The 25,848-nt window shown below is 69.1% G+C and carries 23 protein-coding genes and 1 tRNA gene; 12 read left to right on the top strand and 12 right to left on the bottom strand.

The window, feature by feature from the left end:
* Position 1 precedes the first annotated feature (1 nt).
* Both ettA and ACZ7SW_RS28645 read right to left on the bottom strand, forming a co-directional pair.
* On the bottom strand, positions 2-1,678 hold the full coding sequence (gene ettA, locus ACZ7SW_RS28650) for an energy-dependent translational throttle protein EttA (RefSeq protein WP_470233465.1): 1,677 nt from the start codon (positions 1,676-1,678) through the stop codon (positions 2-4).
* Positions 1,679-1,780: 102 nt separating this feature from the next.
* Complete coding sequence (locus ACZ7SW_RS28645) at positions 1,781-3,799, bottom strand: bifunctional copper resistance protein CopD/cytochrome c oxidase assembly protein (RefSeq protein WP_470233464.1); 2,019 nt, start codon at positions 3,797-3,799, stop codon at positions 1,781-1,783.
* Between the two features lie 143 nt (positions 3,800-3,942).
* On the opposite strand from ACZ7SW_RS28645, the gene ACZ7SW_RS28640 reads away from it, so the two are divergent.
* From ACZ7SW_RS28640 to ACZ7SW_RS28630, 3 genes are all read left to right on the top strand, one after another.
* Entirely contained in the window at positions 3,943-4,989 is a 1,047-nt protein-coding gene (locus ACZ7SW_RS28640; RefSeq protein ID WP_470233463.1) for a LacI family DNA-binding transcriptional regulator, read from the top strand.
* Positions 4,990-5,177: 188 nt separating this feature from the next.
* Positions 5,178-5,609: a peptidase inhibitor family I36 protein gene (locus ACZ7SW_RS28635; RefSeq protein ID WP_470233462.1), complete on the top strand. Its 432-nt coding sequence runs from the start codon at positions 5,178-5,180 to the stop codon at positions 5,607-5,609.
* Positions 5,610-6,674: 1,065 nt separating this feature from the next.
* Positions 6,675-6,748, top strand: a tRNA-Arg gene (locus ACZ7SW_RS28630).
* 1,046 nt (positions 6,749-7,794) lie between these two features.
* Here ACZ7SW_RS28630 and ACZ7SW_RS28625 read toward each other — a convergent pair.
* From ACZ7SW_RS28625 to ACZ7SW_RS28615, 3 genes are all read right to left on the bottom strand, one after another.
* Complete coding sequence (locus ACZ7SW_RS28625; RefSeq protein WP_470233461.1) at positions 7,795-8,520, bottom strand: class I SAM-dependent methyltransferase; 726 nt, start codon at positions 8,518-8,520, stop codon at positions 7,795-7,797.
* A gap of 553 nt (positions 8,521-9,073) precedes the next feature.
* Positions 9,074-10,411, bottom strand: coding sequence for an outer membrane protein assembly factor BamB family protein (locus ACZ7SW_RS28620; RefSeq protein ID WP_470233460.1), 1,338 nt, complete (start codon positions 10,409-10,411; stop codon positions 9,074-9,076).
* A 286-nt stretch (positions 10,412-10,697) separates the two neighbouring features.
* Positions 10,698-10,874 carry a hypothetical protein gene (locus ACZ7SW_RS28615; protein ID WP_470233459.1) on the bottom strand — a complete coding sequence of 59 codons (177 nt, stop codon included), beginning with the start codon at positions 10,872-10,874 and terminating at the stop codon, positions 10,698-10,700.
* Positions 10,875-10,884: 10 nt separating this feature from the next.
* Here ACZ7SW_RS28615 and ACZ7SW_RS28610 point away from each other — a divergent pair, with 10 nt between their 5' ends.
* The 5 genes from ACZ7SW_RS28610 to ACZ7SW_RS28590 all read left to right on the top strand — a co-directional run bounded on the left by ACZ7SW_RS28610 (position 10,885) and on the right by ACZ7SW_RS28590 (position 14,478).
* Complete coding sequence (locus ACZ7SW_RS28610; protein WP_470233458.1) at positions 10,885-11,391, top strand: hypothetical protein; 507 nt, start codon at positions 10,885-10,887, stop codon at positions 11,389-11,391.
* A 354-nt stretch (positions 11,392-11,745) separates the two neighbouring features.
* Positions 11,746-12,027 carry a hypothetical protein gene (locus tag ACZ7SW_RS28605; RefSeq protein WP_470233457.1) on the top strand — a complete coding sequence of 94 codons (282 nt, stop codon included), beginning with the start codon at positions 11,746-11,748 and terminating at the stop codon, positions 12,025-12,027.
* Positions 12,028-12,190: 163 nt separating this feature from the next.
* Positions 12,191-13,048, top strand: a complete 858-nt coding sequence (locus tag ACZ7SW_RS28600) for a G1 family glutamic endopeptidase (protein WP_470233456.1) — start codon at positions 12,191-12,193, stop codon at positions 13,046-13,048.
* Between the two features lie 161 nt (positions 13,049-13,209).
* Positions 13,210-13,680: a hypothetical protein gene (locus ACZ7SW_RS28595; protein WP_470233455.1), complete on the top strand. Its 471-nt coding sequence runs from the start codon at positions 13,210-13,212 to the stop codon at positions 13,678-13,680.
* An 87-nt stretch (positions 13,681-13,767) separates the two neighbouring features.
* A complete protein-coding gene (locus ACZ7SW_RS28590) occupies positions 13,768-14,478 on the top strand; it encodes a hypothetical protein (RefSeq protein ID WP_470233454.1) in 711 nt (236 codons plus the stop codon).
* 415 nt (positions 14,479-14,893) lie between these two features.
* Here the strand turns inward: ACZ7SW_RS28590 and ACZ7SW_RS28585 are convergent, their stop codons facing one another.
* Complete coding sequence (locus tag ACZ7SW_RS28585) at positions 14,894-15,787, bottom strand: NADP-dependent oxidoreductase (protein WP_470233453.1); 894 nt, start codon at positions 15,785-15,787, stop codon at positions 14,894-14,896.
* A gap of 92 nt (positions 15,788-15,879) precedes the next feature.
* On the opposite strand from ACZ7SW_RS28585, the gene ACZ7SW_RS28580 reads away from it, so the two are divergent.
* Both ACZ7SW_RS28580 and ACZ7SW_RS28575 read left to right on the top strand, forming a co-directional pair.
* Positions 15,880-17,589: a CocE/NonD family hydrolase gene (locus ACZ7SW_RS28580; RefSeq protein WP_470233452.1), complete on the top strand. Its 1,710-nt coding sequence runs from the start codon at positions 15,880-15,882 to the stop codon at positions 17,587-17,589.
* 17 nt (positions 17,590-17,606) lie between these two features.
* Positions 17,607-17,942 carry a putative quinol monooxygenase gene (locus ACZ7SW_RS28575; protein WP_470233451.1) on the top strand — a complete coding sequence of 112 codons (336 nt, stop codon included), beginning with the start codon at positions 17,607-17,609 and terminating at the stop codon, positions 17,940-17,942.
* A gap of 90 nt (positions 17,943-18,032) precedes the next feature.
* On the opposite strand, the gene ACZ7SW_RS28570 is transcribed toward ACZ7SW_RS28575, so the two are convergent.
* From ACZ7SW_RS28570 to ACZ7SW_RS28555, 4 genes are read right to left on the bottom strand one after another with little or no spacing between them, the layout of a single operon-like run.
* A complete protein-coding gene (locus ACZ7SW_RS28570) occupies positions 18,033-19,130 on the bottom strand; it encodes an alpha/beta hydrolase (RefSeq protein WP_470233450.1) in 1,098 nt (365 codons plus the stop codon).
* Between the two features lie 22 nt (positions 19,131-19,152).
* A complete protein-coding gene (locus ACZ7SW_RS28565) occupies positions 19,153-20,004 on the bottom strand; it encodes a hypothetical protein (protein ID WP_470233449.1) in 852 nt (283 codons plus the stop codon).
* 23 nt (positions 20,005-20,027) lie between these two features.
* A complete protein-coding gene (locus tag ACZ7SW_RS28560; RefSeq protein WP_470233448.1) occupies positions 20,028-21,188 on the bottom strand; it encodes a serine hydrolase domain-containing protein in 1,161 nt (386 codons plus the stop codon).
* 28 nt (positions 21,189-21,216) lie between these two features.
* On the bottom strand, positions 21,217-21,456 hold the full coding sequence (locus tag ACZ7SW_RS28555) for a hypothetical protein (protein ID WP_470233447.1): 240 nt from the start codon (positions 21,454-21,456) through the stop codon (positions 21,217-21,219).
* A gap of 169 nt (positions 21,457-21,625) precedes the next feature.
* On the opposite strand from ACZ7SW_RS28555, the gene ACZ7SW_RS28550 reads away from it, so the two are divergent.
* Both ACZ7SW_RS28550 and ACZ7SW_RS28545 read left to right on the top strand, forming a co-directional pair.
* Positions 21,626-23,881, top strand: a complete 2,256-nt coding sequence (locus ACZ7SW_RS28550; protein ID WP_470233446.1) for a helix-turn-helix domain-containing protein — start codon at positions 21,626-21,628, stop codon at positions 23,879-23,881.
* A gap of 18 nt (positions 23,882-23,899) precedes the next feature.
* The gene (locus ACZ7SW_RS28545; RefSeq protein ID WP_470233445.1) at positions 23,900-24,835 is read left to right on the top strand and encodes an ankyrin repeat domain-containing protein; all 936 of its coding nucleotides are present in this window, start codon (positions 23,900-23,902) and stop codon (positions 24,833-24,835) included.
* On the opposite strand, the gene ACZ7SW_RS28540 is transcribed toward ACZ7SW_RS28545, so the two are convergent.
* Complete coding sequence (locus ACZ7SW_RS28540) at positions 24,826-25,119, bottom strand: amidase family protein (protein ID WP_470233638.1); 294 nt, start codon at positions 25,117-25,119, stop codon at positions 24,826-24,828. The two genes, ACZ7SW_RS28545 and ACZ7SW_RS28540, sit on opposite strands and share 10 nt — an antisense overlap.
* 91 nt (positions 25,120-25,210) lie before the next feature.
* The gene (locus ACZ7SW_RS28535) at positions 25,211-25,843 is read right to left on the bottom strand and encodes an amidase family protein (protein ID WP_470233444.1); all 633 of its coding nucleotides are present in this window, start codon (positions 25,841-25,843) and stop codon (positions 25,211-25,213) included.
* Positions 25,844-25,848: the final 5 nt, after the last annotated feature.

The raw sequence follows: 25,848 nt of genomic DNA, 5'->3' as shown, positions 1-25,848 counted from the left end.
GTCAGTCGCGCTTCAACTTGCGGTGGGTGACCCGGTGCGGACGAGCCGCTTCGGCACCGAGGCGCTCGACCTTGTTCTTCTCGTAGCCCTCGAAGTTGCCCTCGAACCAGAACCACTTCGCGGGGTCCTCGTCGGTGCCTTCCCAGGCGAGGATGTGCGTCGCGACCCGGTCGAGGAACCACCGGTCGTGGGAGATCACGACCGCGCAGCCGGGGAACTGCTCGAGCGCGTTCTCCAGCGAGCCCAGCGTTTCGACGTCCAGGTCGTTCGTCGGCTCGTCCAGCAGGATCAGGTTCCCGCCCTCTTTGAGGGTCAGCGCGAGGTTGAGCCGGTTGCGCTCGCCGCCGGACAGCACGCCGGCCGGCTTCTGCTGGTCCGGGCCCTTGAAGCCGAACGCGCTCACGTAAGCGCGCGAGGGCATTTCGGTCTGCCCGACGTGGATGTAGTCGAGCTTGTCGGACACGACCTCCCACACGGTCTTCTTCGGGTCGATCCCGCCGCGGCTCTGGTCCACATAGGACAGTTTGACCGTCTCGCCGATCTTGACCGAGCCGCCGTCCGGCTCCTCGAGCCCGACGATGGTCTTGAACAGCGTCGTCTTGCCGACGCCGTTCGGGCCGATCACGCCGACGATGCCGTTGCGCGGCAGGTCGAACGACAGCCCGTCGATGAGGACGCGGTCGTCGAAGCCCTTGCGCAGCTTCTCGACCTCGACCACGACGCTGCCCAGGCGCGGGCCCGGCGGGATCTGGATCTCCTCGAAGTCGAGCTTGCGGTGCTTGTCCGCCTCCGCGGCCATCTCCTCGTAGCGGTCGAGCCGCGAACGGGACTTGGTCTGGCGGGCCTTGGCGTTGGACCGCACCCATTCCAGCTCGCTCTTGAGCCGCTTGGCCAGCTTGGCGTCCTTCTTGCCCTGGACCTCGAGCCGCTCGCGCTTCTTCTCCAGGTAGGTGGAGTAGTTGCCCTCGTAGCCGACGACGCGGCCGCGGTCGAGCTCCATGATCCACTCGGCGACGTTGTCCAGGAAGTACCGGTCGTGGGTGACGGCGAGGACGGCACCCTTGTAGTTGGAGAGGAACTGCTCCAGCCACAGCACGCTTTCGGCGTCCAGGTGGTTGGTGGGTTCGTCGAGCAGCAGCAGGTCGGGCGCGGAGAGAAGCAGCTTGCAGAGCGCGACGCGGCGGCGCTCGCCGCCGGAGAGGTGGGTGACCGGCTCGTCCGCGGGCGGGCAGCGCAGCGCGTCCATGGCCTGCTCGACGGTCGCGTCGAGTTCCCAGGCGTCGGCGTGGTCCAGCTCCTCCTGGAGCTGGCCCATCTCCTCCATCAGCGCGTCGCTGTAGTCGGTCGCCATCAGCTCGGCGATCTCGTTGTAGCGATCGAGCTTCCGCTTGGTCTCGCCGAGGCCCTCCTCGACGTTCTGCCGAACGGTCTTCGCCTCGTTCAGCTCCGGCTCCTGCATGAGGATGCCGACGGTCGCGCCCGGCTGCAGGAAAGCCTCGCCGTTGCTGGCCTGCTCGATCCCCGCCATGATCTTGAGAACGGTCGACTTGCCGGCGCCGTTCGGGCCCACGACGCCGATCTTGGCTCCGGGGTAGAACGCGGTGCTCACGTCGTCGAGGATCACCTTGTCCCCGACGGTCTTGCGCACCTTCTTCATGGTGTAGATGAACTCGGCCATGCCATCGATCGTAGAGTGGCTCCTCCGGCGGCCTGACGGCGGTCACCACCGTGCTACCGAGGGTCAGGTCGAGGTCACTCCGGTGACATCATTCCGGCGGGGTCATTCCGCCCGTTTGCCGTCGGCGAGGTTCTTCAGCATCGCGTTGTAGGCAGCGAGTTCCTCGCCGCCGGTGTTCTCCTCGCGCCGGTCGCGCCGCTTCGCCTCGCGCTCGTCCTGGCGCGCCCACTGCACCAGCAGCGCGATCAGCACGAGCAGCACCGGCACCTCGCCCGAAGCCCACGCGATGCCGCCGCCGAGCCGCTGATCGGTCAGCAGGTCGCCGACCCACGGCAGCTTCAGCGAGGTGTAGAACTCGCGGCCGATCACGGTCTGCATGTTCATCAGGATCACGCCGAAGAACGCGTGGAACGGCATCGCGCCGAACATCATCCCGAGCTTGCCGACCGGCGGGAGCCGCCGCGGCGCGGGGTCGACGCCGATCACCGGCCAGTAGAAGACGTAGCCGACGAGCAGGAAGTGCGCGTTCATCGCCAGGTGCGCCCAGTGGTAGTTGAGCGCGTTGTCGAAGAGGCCGGAGAAGTACAGCCCGTAGAACGACCCGACGAACAGCAGCAGCGCGACGATCGGGTTCGTCAGGAACCGCGACACCGGCGAGTGCACGGCGGCCAGCAGCCACTCGCGCGGTCCCGGCGGGGCGTCGCGGCCGGCCGGGGACAGCGCGCGCAGGGCGAGCGTGACCGGACCGCCCAGCACCAGCAGCACCGGTGCGACCATCGACATCAGCATGTGGGTGCCCATGTGCACGCTGAACATCGCGGGCGCGTACCGGCCGATGCCCGACGACGTGGCCAGCAGGATCACCACGCACCCGGCGAGCCACGCCACGGTCCGGCCGACCGGCCACGCGTCGCCGCGTTTGCGCAGCCGCCGCACACCGGCGAGGTAGAGACCGGCGAGAACGATCGCGAGGGTGCCGTAGACGAGGTCGAACCGCCAGTCGGTGAGCAGCCGCCAGAACGTCGGCGGGCCCTGGAGGTCGTAGCCGATGAGGAGTTCGACGGTGCCCGGCTGGGTGACCGCGTCCGGCGGCGGTGGCGTGCGGGCGAGGCCGGACGCGATGCCGATGGTGACGAACATGATCAGCACCTCGACCGCGGCGAGCCGGAGCAGCTGGCTGCCGCCCAGCTCGCCGACGAGGTTCGCGACGCCGCGGCTGCGCTGTTGCTGGCCGAAGACGCCGAGCAGCAGCAGCGCGACGATCTTGGCGACGACGAGCAGGCCGTAGTCGGTGGTGAACAGGTCGCCGAGGTTGATCCGGACCAGCGCGTTGACGATGCCGGACACCGCCATCACGACCCAGCAGACCAGGGCGAGCTTGGAGAACCGCTGCGCGGCGAGGCTGAGGTTCTTGCCGCGGCGCCAGCCGAGCGCGAGCACGGCCAGCAGGCCGCCGACCCACAGCGCGGCCGCGACGAGGTGGTACAGCAGGCTGTTCGTGGCCAGGTCGTGCGAGCCGCCGCTGGCCGAGTGCCCGGTGACCGCGACCGGGACGAGCCCGGCGACGGACAGGAAGAACAGCACCGCCGTCCAGCCCCAGCTGAGCACCAGTCGGCAGCCGAGTGCGAGCAGGATCGCGATCAGCGCCGTCCACAGCCACGCCTTGGGCTGTTCGATCGCGCTGATGAGGCTCAGCAGGGTGTCCGGGGAAAGGACGTCGCCGAACGGCTTGCCCGCGCTGTCCGCGGCGGTGAAGGCGACCGACAGGATCGAAGCCGCGAACCACACCCACGCGGCGATCCCGGCGGTGCGGACCGCGGCGTACCCCTCGGGCGCGAGCGTCCCGGATTTCTGTGGCGGCACGAGGAAAGCGGCCAGCAGCAACGCGCCGACGCAGACGACCGACGACGCCTCGGCGAGCACGCGGACCACCGTGACGCCGTACCGGGTGACGAGCCCGGGGTCCGGCAACCCGGCGATGACGTAGCCCGCGCCGCCGGTGAGCGCGACGAGCCCGACCGCGACGACGGCGCCGAGCACGACTCCGACCGAAAGCAGCGGGAGCACGCTCGTCTTGCGGCCGCGGTTCGGGGCGGGTTTCGTCACAGGTTCCGAGCTCACGCTACGAGACTAGGCCGGTCGCGCGCGGCCCGGCACCGGGGTGGGTTTCGCACCGGATCGCTCGCTTGCGGTGTTTGCGCTGGTCGAGCCGGGTTGCCGGGCGGAACCCGGGGCGTGGCAAGGCTTTCCTCTATGCTCCGCCGATGACCAGCAGCCGTCGCCGCCGCCCGACGCTGGACGACGTCGCGGAGGCGGTCGGGGTGTCGCGCGCCACTGTGTCCAACGCCTACAACCGGCCTGACCAGCTGTCCGCGCAGTTGCGGGAGCAGATTCTGCGCGCGGCGGGTGAACTCGGTTACCCCGGCCCGAACCCCACCGCCCGCAGCCTCGCCACGAGCCGCACCGGCGCGATCGCTTTCCTGCTCGATTCGTCGCTCTCGGCGGCCTTCTCCGATCCCGCGCTGTCGATCACCCTGGACGCGCTCGCGAAAACCGTGGAACCCACCGGCAACGCGCTGCTGCTGTTGCCCGGCCACGAAGCCCAGGAAGGCCCGCCGGCCTCGCGAGTCCTGGCCGCACAAGCGGATATCGCCGTGGCGTACTCGCTCGCCGACGGCACTCCCGCGCTGGAAGCCGTGCGGGCACGGGGTTTGCCGCTGGTGGTCATCGACCAGCCGCCGCTTCCGGAAACGGCCCGGGTCGGCTGCGACGACCGCGGCGGCGCGTCGTTGGCCGCGCGCCATTTAGTGGAGCTGGGACACCGGCGGTTCGGAATCCTGGCCGCACCACGCCTTTCCGGCGACGCCTCCACCAGCACCTTCCACGGCACCCGGGAACGCCTCGCGGGGTACCTCGACACGCTGGCCTCCGCCGGAATCACCGACATCTCCGTCACTGAGGCCCCCTGGCTATCCGCCTCGACCGCCCGCGCCGCCGCCACCGACTTGCTCACCGCTTCGGTGCGTCCGACGGCCCTGCTCTGCATGTCCGACCAACTCGCCTTCGCCGCGATCGCCGCCGCTCACCGGCTGGGCCTGCGCGTCCCCGCCGATGTGTCGATTGTCGGCTTCGACGACACCCCGCAGGCCGCGTGGTCTGAACCACCTCTCACCACCGTCCGCCAGGACCTGGCAGGCAAGGGCCGCGTCGCCGGGGAACTGGTGATGGCTCTCCTCGCCGCTTCCCCGGTCCCGCCGCCGGTCGAACTCCCGGTGTCGCTGGCAGTCCGCGAAAGCACCTCGGCGATTTAGCAAGACCGCTCGGCGATCTGTGGACAACTAGGTCTCTTCCGGGTGAAGGGAAACTACTTGTCCACAGACGTAGGAATGCGGGCAGACAAACCGCACGGAACCCGCCAAAGTGGAGAGCACACCCGGTTTCCCGGGATGCCCGCCGGCCCTTCGCCGGCACCGCTTTCGATTGAGGGTGAGTTCCCGCTATGTTCCGTCGCCTGCTGCCGTCCCTGCCGTTCCCGGGCCGCCGCTCCCGGCCCGCCGCCGCCCCGTCCCGCCTGCCCGCGGTGTTGCTGCTGGTCACCGCCGGTCTCCTGACCGGTTCCGGGCTGGCCCAAGCCGCTCCCGCCGCTCCCCCGTCCCCCGCCTGCGACGCGGGAGAGTTCTGCCTGTGGGACACCGAAACCTATTCCGGCGGGGCACAGAGTTATGACCTGCGCACGGCAAATCCGGGTGATTGCATTCCCCTGCCCGAGGGATTCCAAGGGCATTCCTTCGCCAACCGGATGACCCGCGACGTCACGATCTACCAAGGAGAAGACTGTTCCACCGAGGGCGATTTCATCACCTATCCGGGCGGCGGCACGTACGTTCCGCAGTCCCCGTTCGCGGTGCGTGCCCTGAAAGTGTGGGAATAACCCGAGACCGGGCCAGGCGAACAAGGCGAGCTCCAGGCCGAGTCGACTCGCAGCCGAACTTCGCCGGCCCGGGGGCCGCACCCCCGAGCGGCCCCCGGCCCGTGGGCGCGCAGCCCGGAAGACCCGCGCCCACGGGCCCCTGACCCCTCGCCTCCCGCTCCCGGCCCCGACCTGGGGGCGGGAGGCGAGGCCTGGGTCCTGCTGGGTCCCGCCTGCGTTCTGCTGTGGTTCGCGGGCTCCGCTGCCACTTACAGCAAACCGGCACCCATCCCGGTCCCGCCGCGATCCGTGCGCTCCGCCGCCACTTACAGCAGACCGGAACCCGGGTGGATCCTGCCGTTGTTCGCACGCTCCGCTGCCGCTCACAACAGTTTGGAAACCACCTTGATCCTGCAGCGATCCGTGCGCTCTGCTGCCACCTACAGCAAACCGGCACCGCCCCGGTCCCGCCGCGGCCCGCGCACTCCGCTGCCACTTACAGCAAACGAGCACCCGTTTAGGTCCTGCCGCGGTCCGCGCATTCAGCTGCCGCTCACAGCAGACCGGCACCCGCCTGAGTCCTGCCGCGATCTGCACACTCCCCTGCCGCTCACAGCAGACCGGCACCGCCCGGCACCAGGTTCGAATACAGGTCTGCCACCGATCCCACGAGGCCACACCGCTTGCCGAACCACACTCGCGGGTGGTCCCGCCCCATCGCCGACCTGACACCCCGGAGCCTGGCCACAACCGCCGAAGCGCCCAATCGTCGCTGCCCCGGACCAGGGCCTTACATCACAAGATCGCCACATTCTGCCCAGCCCCGAAGCCCCGGGACCCAGCCCCGCCCGCTGCCGAGCCCAGGAGATCCAGGTGCCCAAGCTGCACAAACCACTGCCCGCCCGCCGCCCCAGGCCATTCCGTCGAGCAGTGCGTACCGGAACCGTCGCGCGCTGTGGCATTCCGCCCCGGCGAGCCGCAAATCCGACGAACGGGGGCTGAAACGATTCGACGGTGTCGAACGATCGAGAGATTGGCGATGACTAAGCTGCCCATGCTGGAGGTCAGCAGCTGTCAGCCACCCGGGCCCTCGTAGCTCAGCTGGATAGAGCAAGAGCCTTCTAATCTCTAGGTCGCAGGTTCGAGTCCTGCCGGGGGCACAAACGGCCTGGTCAGGGGTATCCCTGACCAGGCACAGCTCATACCCGGGTGGTCGAACCCCCAACAAACCCACATGTTTGGCGGACGCACCGCCCGTCTCGCCGCGAGGCCGCCGCCCGCGTCAGCGTCTCTGCCCGTCGCCCCGAGCGCTCGCCGCCGCACGGCTTCAGTTCCCGCGATCACGACGTCTCAACCAGGCCGAAACGCATTCGTGATCTTGCCCTCAGCCAGCCTTGCCCACGCCAGGGAACGTCCATGCTCGATCAACCCCGCTCCAGCCGGCTGTCGCGGAACGGAGCCGCCCGAGCTCTCTTCGAGGAAGCCCGCCGGGCCGGACTCGTCCAACGACACCTCCGCAAACTCCATCATCTCGCCCGGCACCCGCGCTCACCGACAGCAAACACGCCGCAACTAACCGCGACTGAACCTGCTGTCGAGGTGCCAACGCACCACAACCCGCCGACCCGAGCACACCAACGAAAGCGTCCGCCGTCACAGCAACTCACGCTCGGCATCGACCTCGCCCGCCGGCCGACAACACCGCCACCGCCGTCCACAGAGGCCACCGCATGCGACGAAGCCGCCTAGCCACCGATCAGACGAAGCCGGTTCGCTTCCAATCCGGGCATGGTTCCGACCCCTGACACCAAGAATCTGCGGCGACGACAGCTACGGCGAGGGAGAGGAAAGACCGAGCCGCGAATCGGTCTCGCCGCAGCCTGTCATACGACCGTCGGTCACCTCGTCGCGAACAGCGTCCTGGTTAGGATGAAAATCGGGTTCGTCCACGCACGACACATCCAACTCATTCACGAAGGGTGCCAAAACCTGAAAAACGGCGAGGTTCCCCGCACCCGGACACCGCTTCACCGGTTGGCTGAGCGGCAAGAGCCTACGTCATGCTCCACCGCGAAAGGCCATGACTTTGCGAACCTCGTAACCATCGACATTAATCTCCCGCTGAGACGAACTGGCTCTTCTTCGAGACCATGGAGCCATTCGCACCCGAGGTAGAGCACACCGACCCGACTATTATCCGCGGCGGCTATTGGGCAGGCTTGGTGGCCGTGACCGCCCGGCATGGCGGGAACATGCCGGGGAGCAGGCCGCTTCGTTCGACGTCGGCCATGCCTGCCTCGACGGCCAGCCGCGCGTACTGGGCGGTGCCGGCGAAGTCGATGAGCAGCAACCTCCCGCCGGGACGCAGCACCCGAAAAGCCTCGGAGACGCATTCGGCGCGGCGGCGGTCGGGATGCAGGTTGTGGACCGAGAGGCAACCGGTGACGAGGTCGAAGGAATCCGCGGGGAAGGGGAGCTTGGTCATGTCGCCGTCGATCAGTTCGACCTTGTCGGCAACACCGGCTCTCACGGCGTTTTCCAAGCAAGTCTTGCGATTCGATCCGGCCTGGTCCCGGGTGCGCCAGAGGTCGATGCCAGTGGCTTTGCCGGTGGCGAGCCGGGCGGCGGCGCCGATGAGCAGGAGACCGCTGCCGCACCCGAGATCGAGGACCCCTTCGTCGCCGCGCAGGGAAAGCCGGTCGAGCTGCTGTTCGCGCGCCTGATGCTTCCCGCGCAGCGAGCTGTGGAGCATCAGTGCCGCTGTGCCTGCGCCTCCGACAATGAGCAGGATGCCGAACCAGGCGAAATCGAAGACCCCGGCCAGGGAAAGTGCGGTAATCGCAATGCCGACGGCGCCGAGAGCCGCGTTGGCGAGGATTACCGGCGGGGCATCGATTCCGAAGTAGGGTCGTGCTTGTTGCGAGGACACCATGGTGTGCGGGACTCCGTAGGTCGTTTTATGACACCGGCGATCGCCGCAGCTTAGCCACGGGTCGCTTTCGCCGCTTCAGGGAAATTCCCCTAGGGGAGCCGGCCGACCCACACGGCGTCGAACCAGGAAGCGGTTTTCATGTGCAGATTGGCGGAGTGTCCAGCCCATTACTGCGTTCTCCCTGGCTCATCGCACCGGTAATGGTCGCAGGAAGCGCGTTAGGGGCGATGTGGGCGGTCCAGGCGATGAATCTGCGCCAACGCGCGACCAGCCCTGGCCAACGAGCCCAAGTCTTGGGCGTTTTCCGGGCCCTGACTTACGGAGCGACGCCGCTCGGGAGCCTCGCCGCCGCCACTTTCCACGACGACGTCAACAGTCAGATCCTGCTTGGCACAGCAGCGGTTCTCACTGCGGCCACCATCGTCCTTGTCCCCACCCGCGAAAGCCTGGCTGTGCACGGCACGCCGCGCCGCATCGTGAGATCGATGCGGCGCGGAAGCACGCGCCCGGAAGATCCCGGTGCTGCGCGTCATCCAGATTGATCCGCTGCGGGTCAGGCGCCGGAGACAGCCACCACGCCGGTCATGGTGCCCACGTAGGCATGGTCACCGGACAGGGTGGGAGAGGCGAAATGCGGGACGGTGCCCAGATTGATCTGGGCCTTTACCGTGCCGTCGGCCGGTGCCAGTGCGTACAGGTCGCCGGTGTTGTAGTCCACCACCCACACCGCGCCGCCGCCCACGGTCGGGGAGCCGTTCGCGGAGACCGCGGCACGCCAGACCACAGTGGGGGTGCCGTTCGCGTCGACGCGCACTGCGGCCGGGCCGTCGGTGCAGGGCAGGTACGCGGTGTCTCCGCTGGTCGCGCTGCCGCCGAAGGACTGGCAGATGTCGGCCTGGGCCAGTTGCCCGCCGATGCCGCCGAGCTGGTCGTGGCGCAGCACGTACGCGGTTCCCCGTTTGCCGACCGCGATCACGTGATCGCCGAGCAGGGTCGGGCTGGACGACCCGAGATCGAGGTCCTGTGCGTTGTCGTCGGCCCAGGTGTCCGGGGCGAACAGGTCCACTCGCTGCAGGGAGGGCGACAGGGCCAGCACGGAATCGCTGTCGTCGTAGGCCATGGTGGATTCGCCGTTGCCCACCGAATAGAGCAGCCGCTGTCCGTCGACGACGCCGCCGCCCGGGGCCCAGATCCCGGCTTCCCTGGTGGTCGGCACGGCGTAGCTGATCGGGTCGGTTCCGGCGGTGGTCACCGACGCCACCGAGCCGATGTAGTTGGCGCAGTCGCCGGCCAGTCCGCCGTAAGGCACATACACCCGGCCGTCGAACAGGGTCAGCGCCGCTCGCTGCTGGTGAGCCACCGGGTCGCCTTTCGGCGGCTCCAGCGGCGTGCGCACCTCCACCGCACCGGTGTTCGCGTTCACCCCGACCAGCACGTGCTGCCCGCCGGTGAGTTCGGCCAGTGCGTAAACCCGCGACGTGGCCTGGTCGTACACCATGGTGCTGGTGATGCCGAGCGGGTCGATGTTCCCGCACGGCAGCTCGGACCGGCGGGCAGGCTCGCCGATGTGGGCGGACCAGCGGGTCGCGCCGGTGGCCGGGTCGAGCGCGTACACGGTGTTGTTCTCCGTGGCGGCCAGGATCTGGCCGCCGACCACCAGCGGCTGACCGTACACCGCACCGTCCAAAGTAGACTGCCAGGCCGTGCCTAGCGTGCCGAGCGGGGCGAGATCGGCGGCGTCGCCGGTGCGCGCGTTGTCGCGGTGATAGGTCGGCCAGTCGCTCGCGGCGGTTCGCTGGAGATGACCGGCGGCTGACGCCGGTATCGGAGAGCCGATGATCAGCACGGCGGCTGCGCTCGCGATCGCCGCGCGGAAGCCAGATTCGTTCATCACGCACCACTTCCCGAAGAGGGGGCCGATGACTCCACTGGCACCGCAGTATCCCGCGCGGCTCCCGCGCGCGACAGCGTCGAGCGACGCGGGCCGTCCAGGCTAACCGGCAAGGCCGTTCGCCCCGAACCGCCGTTTCACCTGTGCCTCGACCACGACAGAACAATCCCGGGCGTCGCGCGCGGAACGCGTGCCGGGCTTCACCGTTCGCGTTCGGGCAGCGATCGGCCCCTTCCCGGCAATCCGCCCAGCGCGGACGCTCCCGACTCCGGCCGACGCCTCGCCTTTATGCGGCGCCCATTCCGAGGACGGAGCCCAGCTCCCGGAGGAGCCGCGCCACCGGACGCGGCCGGATCTGTTGCTGCACCACGGTTCCCAGCAACCAGGACAGCAGCGCGTGAGTCGCGTCCTCGGGGTCGTCGACCGGCAGTCGCGCGATGAGTTCCCCGAACAGGGCACCCATCTCGTCCAGCGTGGCGGCGGCCGCCGCCGGGCTCGAGGTCCCCGGCGTGCTGACGACGGGCTTGCCCGGCAGGCCCTGGCCCGAATGCGCTCTGCTGCGCTTCGGCACCGTGCTGCGGCCGGGCGAGGATCACGCCGCTCCGCGCGTCGTCGAGGCCGCCGGGCCCGGCTGGGCCAGCATCGTCCACGCCGTCTGGGAAAGCGATCCGGCCGCGGTCGACGAACTGCCCGGCGGGCAGCGCTGGCGCGCCGAGATCGAGGCCGCCCGGCCGGAGCCGGAACGGCACCTCGACGTCCATCAGGGTCATCTGACCACGTTGACCGCCCGGGACCGCCGCTTGGCCGCCGCCGCGGGCCCGGCGCTGCTCACCCCGGGCTGGACCGGCACCCCGGCTCAGCTGCGGGACAAGGCGGACCAAGCGGCGGCGGCCGGGGTGACAGAGATCGTTTACGTCCCCGCCTGGCCCGACGTGACGGGGGAACTAGCCGCGTACGCCGAGGCGCTGCTCTCGCCGTGAACCGCCAGGGGCGGCAGGTCCGGCCTGGCTGTCGGCGTGCGCCGCCGAAGCGTCGTCCCACGGGTACGCCCGTCGACCGGGATACGGAGATTTCCTTGCGAGACAGGGCCTGCCGTCTCAGCCAGCGCTTGCTTGCCTTGGCCGAGGCCGCCGCGCACCGCCCGTCGGAGTGGAGCCGCTCGCAGCCGAACGGTGCACAAGCGGGGCAAGCAGGTCCGTTCAGGGACCTTTGGCCGCTAGTCCGGCCGGTGCGACCGTGCCAAACTGGGCGACTATGGCCGCGGACCGCGAATTCCCGCTGAACCGAGATCTTTTTCGAAATGACGATCAAAGCTCTCGAAAAGGGACGGATCAATGACAAGTCCGCGAAAACGTTCGATGACGCTGGCGGCGGCAACGGCCGCCCTGTTCGTCTTCACCGGCGGCGTCGCGGGAGCCGGCCCGGCGGCGACCTATCGGGGCGCGTGGGCGGGAGCGTTCGGCGCCAAGACGAACTGCGACGCCTCGAGCGCGAACCGGAACGACCCGCCGGATCTTCTGACCTATCCCTGCGAATACCACACCAACGACCCGCGCGGCCCGAGCGGCGGCGGACAGGCCGGCTGGTATTACTACTACCGCTACCGGATCGGCTGAACCGCGAAACCGGCACCGTTCCCAGGCGCGGCCGGAGCGTGAGCGCACCCCGGAATGGGTCCTGACCGCCGAGGCGGGATTCATGGCCTTCCGTCCGGATTTCCCCGCAGTCCGCGGCATCTCCCTGGCGCACCAACGAAACCCGCCGACTAGGAGGAATCCCGTGCCGACAAGCCGCCCGCTGAGAACCCTGGCGAGAACGATCACGGTGCTCGCCGCCGGAGTGCTGCTTCCGCTGCCTGCGACGCACCTGCCCGCGAAACCGTTGTCCGCCAACGCGGCCTCGGCCAAGGACCAGACACAGATCGGGCCGCCGGTTCGGCCGCACGGAACTGCCACGGTCACCAACTTCACCTCGCGGAACTGGTCGGGCCACTTCACCACCAACGCGGCCCACACGACCGATTTCCGGTCGGTGCACGCGCGCTGGATCCAGCCCAGGATCACCTGCCCGGCGGCCAAGGACGCCTGGGTCGTCTCCTGGGTGGGCATGGACGGCTGGTGGAACGACGTGGTCGAGCAAGGCGGTTCCTCGGCACGCTGTGTGAACGGCATCGCGCAGTACGCGCTCTGGTGGGAGATGTTCCCGCACAACGACATCCAGATCGCGAACCCGATCAAACCGGGAGACCTGATCGACGCCGCCGTCACCTATGAAACCGCGGCCAAGAAGTTCCGCATCGTCGTCAAGGACCAGTCGACCGGGCAGACGTTGATCCAAGTCCAGCCCTGCTATCCGGAGATGGGCGGCTGTCCCCGGGTCAACGCCGAGGTGATCACCGAGACCCCGCTCGGCGGAAACGCCGGCGACGGAGTGTTCTTCCTGCCCAACTACGGTGCTGTGAGATACGACCAGGTTTCCGTGACCGATACCGGCGGGCACGTCGGCGCCCTCGACAACGCCCATTGGGACCTGGGACATGTCAACCAAGCAAGCCCGACGAGCGGTGTCCTCAAGCAGACCGCGTCCGCTCTCGGACCGCACGGCGCGTCCTTCAGCACGGTATGGGTCCACGAGTAGCGAAGGGTGGCGGGCTCCCCCGCGCTCGTCCGGTCATGGTGACCGCGTCACCGTGACACCGGAACGAGGCTCGGCAACAATCGTTTCCGCCGACGTCGGATGGACGGAAAATCCAACCCTTTCCTCGATTTCTCTTGTGCGGACACGAGAAAGGCGGCGAGATGCGAAAAAACGTTGTCCTGCCCGTGGTGGCCGCGAGCGTCGCCGCGCTGGCGATGAGCCTGCCGTCCCTGCCCGCGTCCGCGGTTCAGAAGCGCCCTTGCGGACCGCCGGCGGCGACCAAGGGGCACGGCACGAAGGGCACCCCGTTCACGCTCAAGTCGATGTACGACGACGACGGCCCGCAGGAGGGAGTGGCGGTCGTCGGCGAGGAGTTCGAGATCATGACCCAGGTTTCCGGGCAGGTCTGGGACATCGCCTTCGCCTGCAACCGGAAACCGTTCTTCACCGAGAAGGACACCTCGAAGCCGGGCGGGATCCGGGAGGTCCGCATGACGCGGTACCTCGGCGGGAAATCGCACCTGGCGGCACACGCGAAGAACGAGAAGACCGGGGAGGTCGTCGACGGAGCCGTCGACCTTCCGGTCGCACCGCCGGGTTGCGGCGACGCCGGCAGTCAAGTTCACCGCTGATCGCACGGTTCGGCGGCGTGCTGGCTGCCCAGACCGCCGCCCGGCCCGAAACCCGCCGGCGTCGGCGCCCGATGGCGTGTCACGGCGGTGAAAACCGATCTGCGAAATCGCGTCCGCCAGTATCCGTATTATCTGCGCGAGGACCCCATCATGCCCCTTCGATCCTCTTTTCTCCCTGTTCTCGCCGCGCTGGCCGTCGCCTTCGCCCCCACGGCATCGGCCGCGGCGACGTGGCGGGTCGTGCCCAGCGCCGATCGCGCCGGGCAAGCCGAAGATTTCCTGGCGGCGTCCTCCGCCATGGCGGCCGACGACGTCTGGGTGGTCGGGCACGACGCCGGTGCCCAGACCGGCGGCCTGGACCGCACTCTCGCCGAGCACTGGAACGGCGGCAGCCGGCAGATCGTCGCCAGCCCGAACCCGAACGGCGACTCCGACCTGCTGGGCGTGGCGGCGCTGACCCGCACCGACGTATGGGCGGTCGGGCTGTCCCGTCCCACGCCCCACACCCTGGTCCCGCTCGTCGAGCACTTCGACGGCAGAGCCTGGTCCGTCGTGCCCGCGCCGAGCCCCAATCCGGACCCACCCCACCGGGTCCGGCCAGTTCACGGAACTCACCGCGGTATCCGCGATCTCGGCGACGGACGTGTGGGCCACCGGCTGGTTCACCGACAAACTCGGCCGCATCGTGCCGTTGTTCGAGCACTGGAACGGAACCTCGTGGCGCATCGTGGCTCCTCCGGCGCAAAGCTCGAACGCGCGGCTGCTGCCCCGGGCCATCTCGGCCCGCGCCGCCCATGACGTCTGGGTCGTCGGCACCGACAACACCTCGACCCAGACAGTGCGCACCTTCTCCATGCATTGGAACGGCAGCGTCTGGTCCGTCGTGCCCACGGTCAACCCGATCCCCGGAGCGTCGAACGCGCTGTCCGGGGTCGTGGCATCGCGCCGGACAACGTGTGGGCGGTCGGAGACGGCGGTGCGACGGGCATTCGTGGACGAACGCCTTGCCCGCCAACGCGAAACTGCCCAGCAGGCTGTTCCGTCCGACACAGCCTTGGCAGGCGTGTCGACGGTCGCGGGCGATGCGTGGGCGGTCGGCACTCAAGGCGCGCCGACCGGGTCGTGCTGCATCCGGACCCTGGTGCTTCGGACCACGATGGCCTGACCGCGCCGAAGCGGTGCCGCCGGTCGAATCCGGCGGCACCGCTTGTGGTCAGACCAGCAGAACCCGGCGTCCGCGGGTATGTCCGGCCTGGCTGTCCGCGTGCGCGGCCGAGGCTTCGGCCAGCGGGTACGACTTCTCGACCGGGATGTGGAGTTTTCCTTGCGAGATAAGGTCCATCGTCTCGGCCAGCGCTTCCTTCATGTCGCCGCCGACGCCCGCGAAGCGGATTCCCAGCATCGGGGCCTCCAGGTCGGCGATGGTGAGCACCTTCTCCGGATCCCCGGTCAGGTCCAGCAAACCGCGGATGACTCCGGCGCCGTTGAGGTCCACCGCAGCGTCCACCTGGCCCAGCTGGCGCACCCGGTCGACCCAGCCCTCGCCGTAGGTGGTCGCGATGGCGCCCAGGCTTCGCACGTAGTCCTGGTTCGCGGGGCTGGCCGTGCCGATCACCTTGATCCCCCGGTCGCGGGCGATCTGCAGCACCGCCGAACCGACTCCGCCCGCGGCGCCGCTCACCAGCAACGTCTGTCCAGTTTGGACACCGACCAGGCGGATGACGCGGAGCGCGGTCTCGACCACCGACGGGTACCCGGCTGCTTCGGCGAAGGTCAGCCCGGAAGGCAAACGCGCCCAGGAATTCAGCACCGCGAACTCGGCGTAGGTGTTCGAACCGCGGCCCAGCACCAGGTCTCCCACCGCGACATCGGTGACGCCCTCGCCGATCTCGTCGACCACGCCGGCGGCGTCTTGGCCGACGCCGGAGGGCAGTTCGATCGGGCGGATCCGCTGGAACTGGCCCTCCCGGGTGCGCCAATCGTGCGGGTTCACGCCCGCCGCTCGCACGGCGACGCGGATCTGGCCGGGGCCGGCGTGGGGTTCGGGCACTTCTGCCAGGTCAAGGACTTCGGGACCGCCGTATGCGGCGAAGCGCACTGCTTTCATGCCGCCACGTTAACAATAACGGTTAGTGTTTTGCAACGGTTAGTGTTACGGTCGGCCCCACCGAGCCAGCTCCTCTCCGAACGGGAGTAACCGTGTATCCACCCCGCATCGACGCCGGTGTCGAGATGAAGACCCGCGACGGCGTCGCCCTTGTCGGCGATCTGTACCGCCCGGCCACGGACGGTCGCTGGCCGGTGCTGCTGCACCGCACTCCGTATGACCGCACGGGCGTTTTCCGCGTTTCGGGACTCGTCGCCGATCCGGTGTGGCTGGCCCGGCAGGGCTTCGCGGTGCTGGTGCAGGACAGCCGCGGGCGATTCGGGTCCGGCGGCGAGTTCGACTTCATCACGCAGGAGTACAACGACTCCTCCGACGCGATCGACTGGGCCGCGGAGCAACCCTGGAGCGACGGCAACGTCGGGATTTACGGCTCGTCCTACCTGGGCATGACCGTGCTGCAAGCGGTCGCTGCCCGGAATCCGCGACTCAAAGCGGCGGTCGGGATGATCGGGACCGCTGACATGCGGCATACCGCGCGTCCGGGCGGCCTGTTCGAGCTGGGCTTTCTGACCCTGTACGCGCTCGGGATGGTTCAGGAAGGTCTGGACCACACCTCGGTGAGCGCGGCCGAACGGGAACGGGTGCGCGAACTGCTGGACGAGGCCTTCGCCGATCGTCGTGCCGCGGTGAGCCAGTTGCCGTTGACCGGCCTTGCCCCGCTCGACGACCACCGGGTCGCGCCGTTCTGGACGGATTGGCTGCGGTCGCCGCACGATCCGTTCTGGGACCGGCCGACGTTGCTCACCGAGCCCGAGCGGGTCGACATCCCGTTCCTGCAGATCGCCGGGTATCGAGACTTCACGAGTCCTACGCAGTTCCGGCTCGCGAACCGGTTGGCTGGCAACGAAAAAGCCAGCCTGATCGCTGGACCGTGGACTCACGCGGGCACCTACAGCGCGCTCGGCGACGTCGGTGCGCGGGTGTTGCCGAACACGGCGGCCGGGGTGCCGACGTGGAGTCCGGTGCTCGCCGCGTTCTTCGACCGGCATCTGCGCGGCGGAGACGGCTCGGATTACCCTTCCGCGGCACAGTATCTGTCCGAGCGGGTCAGCTATTTCGTCGGTGGGTCGAATGCGTGGGCGAGCGCATCCGCGTGGCCGCCTGCGTCGGCCATCGAAGAATGGGCGCTCTCTTCGGACGGTCTGCTAACCCGGGAGGGAGACGACGGATCCGACACGTTCACTGCCGATCCGCGCGATCCGTTTCCCACGCATGGCGGGGTGATCGCGTTCGAGGGCGATCCGGCCGCGGCACCGGGCGGCATTCAGGATCAGCGTGCGGTCGACGGGCGCGAAGACGTGCTCCGCTACACGAGCGTCCCATTGACCGAGGACGTGACGATCGCCGGGCAAGCCGAACTGATCGCTTACGTCACCAGCACCGCGCCGGATGCCGACATCTGCGTCACTTTGGTGGACATCGAGCCCGACGGTTTCGCGCTCAACGTCGCCGAGGGCGCGCAGCGAGCCCGTTATCGCAACGGCGGCGACACTGACTGGCTCGATACCGAAGAACCCAGCCGCATAACGGTCGCGCTGCACGACGTCGCGCATCGATTCGAACGCGGGCACCGCATTCGGGTGCAGATCGCCGGGTTCAGTTTTCCGCGCTTCAGCCGCAATCTGCACACTCGCACGGTGCCGGAGTTCGACACTCTGGACGAGGCGGTCGTCGCGCAGCACACCTTGCACCACAACGAAAATTACCCGTCCGCGCTGCGCCTTCCGGTGCTCGGCGCCTAAGCGACCAGGAGAATTCCATGTCCGAGATCGTGGTTATCGCCCGCCTCAAGGCCAAGCCGGGCCAGGAAAAAGAAATGCTCGCGCTGTTTTCCGAACTGGTTCCCGAAGTGCTGCGCGATGAACCTGACACGCTGCGCTACGCCTTTTACGTCGAACAGGACCCGTCGCGGGTGACGGTGGTCGAGAAGTACCCCTCGCGTGCCGCTCTCGACGCGCACAACACCGGTGTGCTGACCAAGTACCTGCTGCGACTGCTCGAATTGCTCGACGGGGCACCGGAAACGGTCGAGCTGCGACCGGCGGAGCTGGCGGTCGCGGTCAGTGCGGACGACGCCGCCCGGCTAAGCCTTTAGCGCCGTCATCCGACTGCCTCGCGGTCGCCTGGCAATTGAGCGAGCGCCCCGGACGGATCAGCTCCGTCCGGGGCACTCATCCAGCATTCCTTACGCGGCAGCGAAAGCTTGCTCCAGCCGCGGCAGGTAGTCCACCAGATCCTGTCCCCAGCATCCGGCCGTGTGCTTGCCCTGGCAGTTCGGGCCCCAGGTCTTGCCGTTGCCGTAATTCACGGCGTAGTAAGGATGTCCGGCCTTGTCGAGGGCTGCCTTCAGGTTCTGCTGGGCGGCCTCGGTGACCGACTCGGCGAACGCCGGTTCGTCGACGAGGATGACGAGCGGGTTGCCGTTGCCGGAGCCGGTGTAGAGCGAAACGCCGACCGTGGCGAGTTTCCCGGCGTTCACGACCGGGCCGTGGGACAGCGCGGCGGACATGTCGCCCGCCTCGTTGAGCGGCCCGAAGGCGGAGTCGGTCGGCACTGCCGGGCCGAATCCGCTGCCGCCGGTGGACTCACCGGAGCCGGACGTGCCCGACATCGCGAAACCGACGTTGGACAACGTGCCCCGGATCGCCATGCGGACCCAGTACAGGTTGAAGTCGATCGCGCCGGACAGCGAAACAGTCTGGCTGAACAACCCGGGACGGTCCTCGGCGTAGTGCAGCGCGCCGAAGCCGCCCATCGACAGCCCGCCGATCGCCCGGCCGGGCTTGGCCGCGATAGTGCGGAAGTTGGCGTCGATGAACGGGATCACCTGGTTGAGATGGAAGGTTTCCCAGTTCTGCGCCCCGGCCGCGGTGTCCTGGCGGACCCAGTCGGTGTACCAGCCGCGGAGCCCGCCGTCCGGGATCACCGTGATCATCTTCTGGCTGGCCAGCATCGCGGGGTAGGCCAGGTACGGGTTGCTCGGATCGTCGCCGACGCCGTGCAGGAAGTAGAACACCGGATAGCGCTTGGCGGTGTCGGTGTAATAGCTGCTCGGGACGATGACGCGGATGTGGTGCTGTCCGGCGACCGCCGGAGTCGTCACGGTGAGGACGAAGTTGGTCGCGGTGCCTTGAGCGGTCCCGACTTGGGTGAGGCCGTAACCGTCGGTCAGGGTTGGCAGGGCAGGAGTGTCGGCGTGGGCGGCGGGGCCGGTCAAGGCGACGGCCAGCATCGCCGCGGCAACGGACACCAGGGCGCGCGTACGCGTAAACAAGGGTCTCATAGTCACTTTCTCGGTAGCGGGGTCACGGGTTCTGGGTCACGTGGAAACCGGCGCCGTAGGCGCCGGGGTGCGCGGCGTCGCGGGCGCGCAGGTCGGCGAGGATGTTCGCCGAGCTGGTGTAGACGTACTGCGGGACGCCCAAAATGATCGCCTTGGTGATGCCCGCCCACGGGCCGGACGCCTGGAAGTTGTTGCCCTGTCCGGGGTATTCGGTGCCGGGCACGTGCCAGATCGCCGGGCCGCCGGAGTCGTTCGCCTGGTGCTTGGCCCAGGACTGGTAGACGCCGTTGGAGTTGTTCGTGATCCGGCCGTACCAGACGCCGAGCTGACCCGAGACCACGAGTTCGTTGTTGTTGTTCAGCGCGGCCCCGAGGAGGCGTTCGTTGTTCAGCGGCGGGTTCAGCGCGTTCGGGCTGGGCTGCCCGTCCGGGGCCTCCATCTCGCCGGTCTGCTTCAGGTACGGCCCTTGCGAGGAGGGCGTCACCGTCGGCAGCAGCTCGATGATCATGTAGTCCTTGGTCGGGTGGCCCGTCATCGAGCCCTCGCGGTTCTTGAAGTACCGCACGTAGCCGATCGGGCCGAACCCGGTGTCGTTGCGGTCGTAGACCGGCTGGATGTTCTCCGGGATGTCGCGGTCGGAGTAATGCTGCCCGGGACCGTCCATCAGGCAGTGCCCCGCCGAGACCGCGATCTTCCGGTCGTACTTGTCCGTGCCGACCGCTCCGATCGTGCAGAAATGGTCGGGAGTGCTGAGGTTGAACAGGATCTGCATCGAGTTGAAGACCCGTTTGGCGGGTTCGGCCGAGGCGCTGGCCGCGCCGGCGACCATCAGGACGACCGCCGCGATCGCGGCGAGGAAACTTCGGGTGCGCACGCACGCTCCTTGATTCGTAGGGTTCACTGCCTGCTGCCGCAGAGAGCGGAGTCGATCACTTCCAGCGGCGAGGGCCGGATGCTCGTCTCCTCGAGAGCATTGGTCATCATCGAGGCATACCGGCCGTCGTCGGTCGCCGCGGTCCACGAGGTGTAGCCGGACACCGCGAGGCCGTTGTGGAACCACGCTTCCCCGCCGCAGGACAGCGTGAAGGCCTGCAGTCCGAGACCCACGCCGACGTAGCTCGGGTCGTGCACCGGCACCTGGATCGTGCGGCGCATCTCGGCCAGCGCCGCCGGGGAGACGACCTTTCCGTCGAGCAGCGCGCGGTAGAACGCCGACAGGTCGGCCAGCGTCGAGACGACCGCCCCGGCCGAGCTTTCGATCGACGGTTCGGAGATGACCGGACCCGAGGTCGTCTCGGTCCAGAAGAAGAACGGGCCCGCCCGGACCCCGCGGTACCCGGGGAGGTACGGCGCGGGCAGGGAGCGGTCGCCCGCGCGCGGGAAACTGGTCTGGGCCAGTCCGAGCCGGTCGACGATCCGGGCGGTGATCGCGTCGCCGACGGACATCCCGGTGGCCTGCTCGATCAAGAGGCCGTTGATCAGGTAGCCCAGGTTGGAGTACAGCACGCCGGCGCCGGGCTCGGACGCGGGCGGGAAGTTGCTCAGCGCGACCTGGACGAGGTCGCGCAGGCCGATGCTGCCGTCCGGTTTGAGGAACCCGGCGGCTTTCTGGGCCCAGGTCATCACATTCGGGGCGGGGATTCCGGCGGTGTGCTGGAGGAGCTGGCGGACGGTGATCCGGTTGCCGTCGTAGCCGTTGCCGTCGACGAGACCGGGCAGGTACCGCTCGATCGGCGCGTCGAGCACGACCTTGCCCTCGTCGACCAGCTGCATGACGACCGCGGCGGTGAAGGTCTTGGTCTGGCTGGCGATGCGGAAGTGCTCGTTCGGCCCCAGGGGACGCGCGGGTCCGGTGATCGTCGCGCTGCCCGTGGACAGGTGCCACGACCCGGACGCGTTGCCCGCGTAGACGGCCGCGCCCGGTCCGGCGTGGGACTGGTAGCCGTCGAGGACAGCCTGGGTGTCGGCGTGGGCGCCGGCCGCGGACGCCGGAGCGGCCAGCGCTGCCGCGACAGCGGCGCTGGCCAGTATCGAAGCTGTCCGTCTCAGTGTGCGCACAACTCTCCTCTGTTCAAAGGTTTCGGGGCTACCTGGACTGGTACCGGCAGACGGCCACCGCCACCAAGATCAGCAGCAGCACGCCCACCAGCACCAGGCATCCGACCCCGCCGCCGGCCGACCGGCGGCGCTCCGCCTGCCCCCTTGGCGGAACGCCGGGATGGCACCGGGCGTAGTGCCGCGCGCACTGCTCGGCACTCTCCGGCTGAGTGAGCCAGGGCGTCCGATAGCCGCATTCGCCGCACCAGTACCGGTGATCGGCGGCCATACCCGGTTTCCTTCCGTCGTCCGGCGAAGTGACTCCGGCTCGGGGTCCGGTGCCGATCATGGTGGGGTTCGCGCAGGTCATCGCACCAGAGCACAAGCCGGTCAGGCATGACCGGTCAGCGCGGTAAGCTCGTTTCGGGTAGGCGGACGCAGAGTGAGGGGTCTCCGCGGTGACGAGCCGGGCCGGCGTTCTGCTGCGGGAGATGCGGCGCCACGCCGGGTTGACGCAAGAGCAGCTGGCGGAGCGCTCCGAGGTCAGCGTCAGCACCATCCGGCGGCTGGAGAACGGCAAACCCATCGATCCACGGATGGGCACCGTGAAGCTGTTGGCCGACACGCTGGGAAGCACCACGGCCGAGCGTCGCGCGCTGCTGGCCGAGTTCGGCGTCTCCCCCGCGCCCGAGGAGAACGGGCCTCCGCGAATCCGGAGCGCCCTTTCCGAGGCCGCCGACCAATTCGCGCAGGTGGTCGCTTCCCGCTGGCAGCGCGAGGAAGAGCAACGCCGGGTCCGCGATCCTTTCCCGCTGCCGGTCCGCTGGCGGCCGGCGTCCGAGCGGCTTGCCGATCGCTGGGACAACATCCGCGGCGTCCCGCCAGGCGGTGCGACGGAACCGCTGAAGCTGGACGGAGAACTGGACGACATCGCGGAGGTCTACCGGCGGATCCCGTCCGGCAGGCTGGTGGTGCTGGGCCGGGCCGGTTCCGGGAAGACGATCCTGACGCTGCGGTTCGTGCTGGGCCGCCTCCGGACGCGCGCCGCCGCCGAACCGGTGCCGGCGATCTTCAACCTCAGCGTGTGGGACCCGACGGCCGCCACGCTGCGGGACTGGCTGATCGAACGGCTTCCCCAGGACTACCCCGACTATCCGGGCCTGACCCCTTCCCTGGCCGCCGAGCTGGTCGAAACCGGGTGCATCCTCCCGGTTCTGGACGGGTTCGACGAGATCGCCGCCGGGTTGCACGCTGCCGCGCTGGCCGCGCTCAGCGCCACCGCACTGCCGTTTCTGCTGACCAGCCGTCCCGGCGAATACGCGACAGCGGTCGCCGCGACCGACGTGCCGACTTCGGCCGCGGGCGTGGAACTGCTCGACCTCACCCCGGCGGACGTCGCCAACTACCTTCCCCGAACGACCGGGCGCGACGGAAAGCTGTGGGCACCGGTGCTCGCCGAACTGCGCGACTATCCGGACGGAACCCTGGCCACCGCGCTGAAAACGCCGTTGATGGTGGTGCTCGCGCGGACCGTCTACAGCGACGTCCCCGGCCGGGACCCGGCGGTTTTGCTGGACGCCGCCCGGTTCCCGACCTCGGACGCCCTCGAAGACCACCTGCTCGCCAGCTTCGTGCCCACCGTGTACCGGCACCGGCCCTCGCACGTGGCGCGGCCGCTTCGCAGCTGGGATCCCGAACGAGCCCAGCGCTGGCTGGGTTATCTCGCCCAGCACGTCGGCCAGCTCGACGACCACGATCTGGCCTGGTGGCAGCTGGGCGGTTCGCTGCGCCGGTCGTCGCGGATCCTCGCCGTCGTACTGGCTTCGACGCTGGCCATCGCCGTGCTGAACTGGCTGGTCTTCGTTCCGCTGGACCTCATCGGCCACGGGAGCGCGTTCACCTTCCGAGCCGGCCTGATGGACGGGCTCCTGATCGGGCCGATGGTCGGCCTGGCCTTCGGGCTGGTCCACGGCCTCGTGGTCGTGTGCCGAGGGAGAACCGTCGAACCGTCCCGCGCGCAGATCCGGTTGCGGGGACGGCATCGGACCGGCCGTCAGTTCGTCCGGGCTTACACCACGAGGTTCGGCGCCGCCCTGCTCGGCGGGTTCGTGATCGGGCTCGGATACGGCCCGGTCAACACGGCTTTGCACGGGCTGCTCTTCGGATTCCCGCCGGACGGCAGGTCGCTGGTCGAGAAAATGCTGGTGCCGACGCTCGTCTACGGACTTGTCTTCGGGCTCGCCGCCGGGCTCGTGTTCGGGCTGCTGGCCTCGCTGGAGATCCCGCTGGACGTCGGCTCGGCCGCCACCCCGCTCGGCCTGCTGGCCACGAACCGCACGACCGCGTTGCGCCAGTTGCTGATTCTCGTGCCGGCAGTCGCTCTCTCCATCGCTTTCGGCGGGTGGCTGCTGGTCGAACTTCTCCAAGGCCCGCTGGGGCCGCTCCGCTGGCCGCTGTCGTCGGGCCTGCTCATCGGAGCTGTCGGCGGCCTTGGTGGCGGGCTTTCTTATGTGCTGGCGTTCACGGCTTGGGGACAGTGGGTGCTGCTGGCGCGGATCTGGCTGCCGCTGACCGGCCGGTTGCCCTGGGCGGTGACGGAGTTCCTCGACGACGCGTACCGGCGCGGGGTGTTAAGGCAGGCGGGGGCGGTGTATCAGTTTCGCCATGCGCGGCTTCAGGATCATCTCAGTCGCGCGTACCGTGCGCGCGCCTGATCCGGCATGCTGGGCGGCATGGGCGACGAGGGGTGGAGAGGCTTCGGCTGGCAAAGCTGGACGGATCTCGGCAAGGTGCGGGAGCGGCTGGAAGCAGGAGCCGACCCGAACGTCGGTTTCCTCTACGACCCTCCGCTGCACGCCGCGGCCGAGAACGGTTCCGCGGAGGTCGTGGCCGAACTGGCGCAGCGGGTGAACGACGTGGACGCGATGTCGTACGGCCGGACCGCGCTGTGGCGAGCGGTGGCCGCGCACCGGCCGGACAACGCCCGCGCACTGGTCGCCGCGGGCGCGGATCCGTTGCTGGAGATGATGTCGGGCTGGTCACCGGCCCGGCTGAGCCGCACGAGCGCCACGCCGGAGTTGCCCGGCTCGGGAATTTCGCTGACGCAGGAGGAGATCACGATCGTGGACGAAAGCCGGCGCCTGATCGCCGCGGTCGGCGATCCGTACGTCGAGGGGCTGGGCATCGCCTGCGTCGCGGGCGTCGACGTCGCCGAGGCGGTGCGCAGGCTCGGCGCCGAGATCGTCGAGGGCGACTACGACGAGATGATGGACAGGTGGCGGGACGACCTCTTCGACCCCGCTGTCGTCCACACCATGTGGGCCACGGACGTGCCCGGCGGGTGCGTGCTCGCGCAGCCGTGGGGATACGCGCCGCAGATGCCGGGCGTCACCAAGGCGTTGTCGGCGGGGACGACCTGCTACGGCATGTACGCCAACCCCAAGAGCGGCAACCAGGGCAGCATCCTCCGCGACGGCGAGATCATCGGCTGGGACTTGCACCCCGGCGGCGAGCCGGACGAAGAGGGCGACGTGCTGCTGTCCTGTCTGTACGAGGGCCACGCACTCGCCTACTGCTTCGCTTACGCGGGGCTGCGGCCCGTCGACAACCGATCGGTCACCGGGCCGCCCGACGCTTGGATCCGGCTGCCTGACCGCGATTACTGGTAAGAGTCCGGACGCCGATCCCGCCACGGTGCCGCGGCTTCCGCCTGCGCCGCGACCCGCAGCAACAAGTCGTCCCGGCCGGGAGCGGCGACAAGCTGCACCCCGATCGGCAGCCCTTCGGGATTCGTGTGCGGGGGAAGGGAAATCGCGGGCTGTCCGGTGAAGTCGGCGAACGGGGTGAAAGGCGCGAACCGCTGGCTCCGGCGCAACGGGGCCAGCGGATCCGCCGGATCGGAACCGAGCGCGCCGGACGGCGGCGGCGGTTCGGCCAGCGTCGGCGTGAGCAGCAGGTCGTGTTCCTCCTACCAGTCCGCCAGCCCGCCACGGAACGCGCGAACCCGCTGACGCCCTCGATCGCGGCCTGCCGATCCGCTTCGGTCACCTCGGCGCCCAGCACGCCGAGAGCCCAGTTGAGCGGTTCGACGTCCGCTTCGGCGACCTCGTGGCCCAGCTGGCGCCCGAGTTCGCCAAGGACCGCGGCCATGCCCGAGGTACAGCCAGCTCGCGGAGCAAATCCCACACCGAACTCGCGTCCCGCCCGCTCGTCCGCGAGGGCTTGAGGCCGACCAGTCCGCAGCAGGACGCCGGAACGCGGAGGGATCCCGCCGCGTCGGTGCCGTGCGCGGAAGCCACCATGCCCGCAGCGACCGCGGCCGCGGTGCCACCACTGGATCCCGCCGGGCGAAAGCGTGGTGTCCCAAGGGTTCCGGGTGTTTCCCCACGCGGCGGACTCCGCGCTCGGCACAGTGCCGAACTCGCTGCTCGCAGTCCGTCCGCGCAAAACGTGCCGCCGGGCCCGCGTGGCCGGAGTACCGCAGCGGGACCGCGCCGAGGACCGGGTCGAGCTGTTCGATCCGCTCGATCGCGGCCTCGACGAGTTCGCCGGGCTTCACCTCCCCCGATGCGACGAGCCCGGCCTGAGCGGTCACGTCGAGCCAACGGGTCCGTTCGGCCAGTGGAGTCACCTCGCCTTTCTAGCTCGGTCAGTACAGCCGTCCCTCCTGGCCCCATCACGT

The sequence above is a fragment of the Amycolatopsis sp. NPDC114484 genome, assembly GCF_055633755.1.
Note: the sequence above shows the minus strand (reverse complement) of the source record. Positions and strands in the feature narration are given on the sequence as shown.

Excerpts from the sequence above, each read along its gene's own strand:
- ACZ7SW_RS28625 (WP_470233461.1), bottom strand. The coding sequence starts at position 8,520 with ATGGTGTCCTCGCAACAAGCACGACCCTACTTCGGAATCGATGCCCCG.
- ACZ7SW_RS28535 (WP_470233444.1), bottom strand. The coding sequence starts at position 25,843 with ATGGGGCCAGGAGGGACGGCTGTACTGACCGAGCTAGAAAGGCGAGGT.
- ettA (WP_470233465.1), bottom strand. The coding sequence starts at position 1,678 with ATGGCCGAGTTCATCTACACCATGAAGAAGGTGCGCAAGACCGTCGGG.
- ACZ7SW_RS28635 (WP_470233462.1), top strand. The coding sequence starts at position 5,178 with ATGTTCCGTCGCCTGCTGCCGTCCCTGCCGTTCCCGGGCCGCCGCTCC.
- ACZ7SW_RS28620 (WP_470233460.1), bottom strand. The coding sequence starts at position 10,411 with ATGAACGAATCTGGCTTCCGCGCGGCGATCGCGAGCGCAGCCGCCGTG.
- ACZ7SW_RS28545 (WP_470233445.1), top strand. The coding sequence starts at position 23,900 with ATGGGCGACGAGGGGTGGAGAGGCTTCGGCTGGCAAAGCTGGACGGAT.
- ACZ7SW_RS28640 (WP_470233463.1), top strand. The coding sequence starts at position 3,943 with ATGACCAGCAGCCGTCGCCGCCGCCCGACGCTGGACGACGTCGCGGAG.
- ACZ7SW_RS28585 (WP_470233453.1), bottom strand. The coding sequence starts at position 15,787 with ATGAAAGCAGTGCGCTTCGCCGCATACGGCGGTCCCGAAGTCCTTGAC.
- ACZ7SW_RS28555 (WP_470233447.1), bottom strand. The coding sequence starts at position 21,456 with ATGGCCGCCGATCACCGGTACTGGTGCGGCGAATGCGGCTATCGGACG.
- ACZ7SW_RS28595 (WP_470233455.1), top strand. The coding sequence starts at position 13,210 with ATGCGAAAAAACGTTGTCCTGCCCGTGGTGGCCGCGAGCGTCGCCGCG.
- ACZ7SW_RS28615 (WP_470233459.1), bottom strand. The coding sequence starts at position 10,874 with ATGGGTGCCCTGTTCGGGGAACTCATCGCGCGACTGCCGGTCGACGAC.
- ACZ7SW_RS28570 (WP_470233450.1), bottom strand. The coding sequence starts at position 19,130 with ATGAGACCCTTGTTTACGCGTACGCGCGCCCTGGTGTCCGTTGCCGCG.
- ACZ7SW_RS28575 (WP_470233451.1), top strand. The coding sequence starts at position 17,607 with ATGTCCGAGATCGTGGTTATCGCCCGCCTCAAGGCCAAGCCGGGCCAG.
- ACZ7SW_RS28605 (WP_470233457.1), top strand. The coding sequence starts at position 11,746 with ATGACAAGTCCGCGAAAACGTTCGATGACGCTGGCGGCGGCAACGGCC.